The following is a 4,419-nucleotide window of genomic DNA, read 5'->3' as shown; positions in this document are numbered from 1 at the left end:
ATGGCCTTTTTGTTTGAGCCTCTCGTGAGGGGGCTTAAAACCGCCGCGAGAATGCCATGTTTACCCCCGAAATTGAACCTATCATTCCCTCAGATGCTGCCATTTCACATAGCGAGCTTCCAAGCTTAGCATTAGAGCTTGAGCGAAAATCTGCGGCTTTGGGGGGCGCGCTGGCAGAAGAAAGCGCTAGGCTGATTACGGCATAATCTGGCACATCCAAACTCTGGCGAATGACCTCGGATAAATAGAGCGAGTGCTACAAGTTGGAACACCCCAAACACGTCGCCCCGAGCTTAGGGGCGAAGCAATAATAGTTTGTCCAATTAGACGAGGGCGCCCGCTGTCTCAACAAGGCGCTCAAAGGGACGCATGCCGGGGCATGTAACGCTTTGAGCAACGCTGTTGATGGAGTGGGAGGCAAGTATTATTGGATAAAATATTTTTTCCTCGGCCCTTAGGTTCAGCCTTGGTAATCAGAGTTAGCAAGCACAGTATTGGGCCGCCTCCGAATTACTACTCCTTCGTTTTCATTGGGGCTGAATACTTGCTAAATAACAATGTGTCACCTAAGGCGAAGCGGCTATGTATTTCAAGTGCGAGAAGAATGAGGGCAAGCCTAGAACGCTAGTAATCTAGCGTTCACTCCAAACATTCCAACCATCATTGACAAGCTCTAATGGTTGCACTCTAACACCGGCTCTTGATCTGATACACTCGGCAACATTACCGAACCGCAGGTTAAAAAGCTGTTTTGACGCAATACGAGTCTGCGTAAATGCATTAATGCTGAAAGGTCCAAAGTCACTATCGAGTTTGCCCCTATAACAGTTAAAGCCTCGAGCGAATCAAGTGCAGAAACATCCAGCTCAGATAAACGACTATCGAACAGTGTAAAGTCGGTTAATGCCTGGTTATAACTTAAATCAAGGCCCTCCAAACTTTGTAATTTAAGTACTAATTCAGATAGAACCGTTAGCTTGCTAAGATCTAGCGATTTTACGCTTTCAAGGTATAGCCATAGCATTTTAAGCTGACGGTTTTGACTAATATCAATGGAGGTCAATCGATCAGAGCTTAAACTCAGCGCCGTCAATTCGTCCAAACCTTCAAGTGCAATCGATTTTAAATTATTAAGGAACAGTGACAAAGTTTGCAGCTGGGTATTTTGGCTAAGGTCAACGGATTCAATAAAATCACCTGAGAGTCTTAAGGTTTTCAACTGAGGCAGTAAGGAAAGGTCTATATTTAACAAGTTCATTGACGTCAGTTCTAACGCTTCCAACTGAGGGCAAAAGGCCAAGTCAATATCGCTTAAGGGGGCATTCACCTTAAGCGATAATAAATTCGGTTTATCACCTAGCACCATTGCATACGGAGCAAATACCGAAACGTCAATAGTTTCCAAGGCGGCATTACTTTGCAAATCCATTGTTACTGGCTCATTCAAAACCATCGAGAGCACCTTTAAATTTGGCAGCTGCGACAAATTCAAATCGCCCACTGGCCCCCCGCGCTCAACCGTAAGTACCTCCAACTGAGAAAGCCCGCCTTCCATCAAAATGTCTAAGCTGGCGTCTCGCAGGCTTAAGCTACGCAATTGTGGTATATCAGAAAAATTAATCGTCTCACCAGCATCTCCGATCAATGCCAAATGACTGATTAGTCGCACATCAGGCCACACCAACTGCTCGACGCTCTGACTTAAAGATAACGACACCAATTGATTAAGCTCGCTCAAATCAAGCGTGCTAAGCGAATGCCCCCCCAATGTAAGCTCTTTTAAGGCGGTGCTCCCCGAAAGTTCTAATGACACCAAGTGTGTACCAAACACCGACAAGGATTCAATGGCGGTATTCTCTAAAATAAGCCGATCAGGGCGGCCGTAGCGCAAACCATCAAAATTCAAACTCGTCAGCACTTGGTTGTCGGACAAGTCCAATGTCGATAATTTCATTTCACGAAAATCAAATGTCTCGATGTATGGGTTTTGAGATAAATCGAGTTCGGTAACTGCAGTTCTTTGTAAATTTAAATGCGCTAAATTCTCCGCACTGGTAAGGTCAACGGATGTGATAGCGCTTGCCTCCAGATCTAAGTGCGTCAGCTCGCTATGGATGGCCAACTCCAGAGCCTCAAGTTTCTTCGTGCTTCGAGCGTAAAGCTCCTGTATCTGGGGATTATCGCTGATATCCAGTTCGACTAACGCTGAACCACTCACACCAAGGTATGCCAAGGTTTCGGTTTTGGGCAGCTCTAATGCAGATAATTGAGAAGCACTCCAGACATCCAATCGTTCAAGCTGAGTTTGATCGGATAAATTTAACTGGTTAAGTTGGGTGCCGACAATATTAATATGCGTGTAGCGGTGGTTGTCCCCTAAATCGAGTTGATCGAGCGCGCGACTCTCCACGCGCAAATCGACCAAGGCTTTATTGTGACTAACATCCAGTACTTGCAGCAGCTCGGAATCTACATCCAAGCGTACCAAATGCACTAACGCAGAAGTATCCAAGTGAGCAAATTTGCCACTCATGGTTAAATCTTCTAAAGCTGTTAGAGCACTAATACCTGATGCGTTCCGAACATTTTTGCATTGAAACCGGGTGATTTTCGCGGGTTCGAGCCCCGTATCATAGATGCATTGTGTCAGTGCAATATCATCAGTGAATGGGTATAGCCCGCATACCTTTGGCTCTGGAATATCAATTGTGATGGAACTGTCCCACTGATTAATCGACTGGTAGAGAGCTAAGGCTGACTCACAGGCAATAGGGTTCTCCAAAATAATCAGGTTAGTATGCAGCTTAGATTGCGGCACAGTAATGCGTTCAACACCGTTAGCATAGGCCGTTATCGTGTTAATCGCTGGATTGGATGTAAGGTCTAGTTCAGTCAGTTGCTTATTACCCACTAAAGTAAGTACATCTAGGCCTGACAACTGGCTCATATCCAAGTTAGCTATGCCAGTGCGCGATATATTTATGTCACCAGAGGGCAAGACATTAAAATCGAAGGACTCTATAGATCTACCCAGTAATGAGACACTGACTAACTGTGCATTACTCGTGATGTCAACGTGTTGCAACTGAAGGTCTGACAAGGTTAAATCCGTAAGATTTGGAAACCGACTTAAATCCAATAACGTAACCGGTACGCTCTCGAGCCGTAATTTGGCAAGTTGGTTATGCTGCCCCCACTGTATATCAGTCAGCTCCGCATTCGCACCAATAAACACTGATTCGAGCGCAGTAAAATTGATAAGGTTGAGTGAATTAATCAAGCTGCTCGAGACATGTAAATGCTCAAGATTTGTGGCCTCCTGCGGCAGAACCAAATGGCTTAGACCCAAAGCGCGTGACACTGACAGCGTCGCTAGAGCTGAGTTTTCAGACACATCGAGTATTTGCAGAACTTCACTATCTAGGATCAAGCTTTGCAGAGCCGGCATATTATGCGTATCGAAAAACTGCAACTGAGGTGTGCCCACGAGCGACACAGAGGTGAGTTGCGGCATCGCCGACGCTTTCACGGTCACAAGAGCTGCATCAAATACCGTTAACTCAACAAGCTTTGATGCTGGCGAAAATTCTATATGCTCAAGCTGATCACTCTCCTTCAGAGTCAATATTTGCAGCTCACTGTTTTGTCGCAAATCCAATGCAGACATAGTGCCCGCGACAAGCTCCAACTGCTGAAGCTGGGGGAGGTAGGCTAAATCCCTCGTATCTTGCACGCCCAAACAGCGCAGATACGTCACTTGACTTGGATACTCATAGCCAGACCCTCGAATGCAGTCAGCCAAAGTATTATCGACGAAGGTCAACTCTGTTAACCTGGGTTCACTCGGTAGTGGCGTATCTGGATCCTGTGAAGAGCTGGTCGCCACCGAGCGAGATGAACTGCTGACCACCGATGAGCTACTCATCGCCGATTCCTCGCTCACGGAGCCGCCATCACACGCAGCCAACGCTGTTGTAGCAAGCACCCCCAAAGCGCCGTACCGTAAACGGCGCCCCCCGCTCTTCAGCAATGATCGCAATGCGGCCCGGCAGGCACTAGTAGCAGCCAATAGTTTCATCCCCAGTCTCCTTCACAGTTAATATGTCAGCTACCGCTTATCCTAGAGAGCGAAATATCGAAAAACCTCACAAAAGTGTCACGAATTCACACACAGTGTGACACACCGCAAAATAGAGTGGACTTGCCGACACCCATCGCCTCGGGGGCCTCTCGAATACTATAATCTTGGGCAACACCAATTAGCGACTTTCAATCGGAATTCGGCATCATATCGGGGTCTTGTCTGCTTGCTCATGGCGCACCTTGTTAAGTAATGGGTGACCAGATTTAGTGTGCCGCTACACGTACCGATCGGGAATGATCAGCAACGGATTCGGGAGCTTGAAAAAGAAATACGCC

General features: G+C 46.7%; 2 protein-coding genes. One reads left to right on the top strand and one right to left on the bottom strand.

The annotated features are described in order from the left end of the window. Positions 1 to 56 precede the first annotated feature (56 nt). Positions 57 to 206, top strand: coding sequence for a hypothetical protein (locus AC3A8L_RS20185; RefSeq protein WP_487964070.1), 150 nt, complete (start codon positions 57 to 59; stop codon positions 204 to 206). 467 nt (positions 207 to 673) lie between these two features. On the opposite strand, the gene AC3A8L_RS20180 is transcribed toward AC3A8L_RS20185, so the two are convergent. Continuing rightward, positions 674 to 4,078, bottom strand: coding sequence for a leucine-rich repeat domain-containing protein (locus AC3A8L_RS20180; protein ID WP_487964069.1), 3,405 nt, complete (start codon positions 4,076 to 4,078; stop codon positions 674 to 676). Between the last annotated feature and the right edge of the window lie 341 nt (positions 4,079 to 4,419).

Source organism: Marinagarivorans sp. (assembly GCF_982758155.1).
Note: the sequence above shows the minus strand (reverse complement) of the source record. Positions and strands in the feature narration are given on the sequence as shown.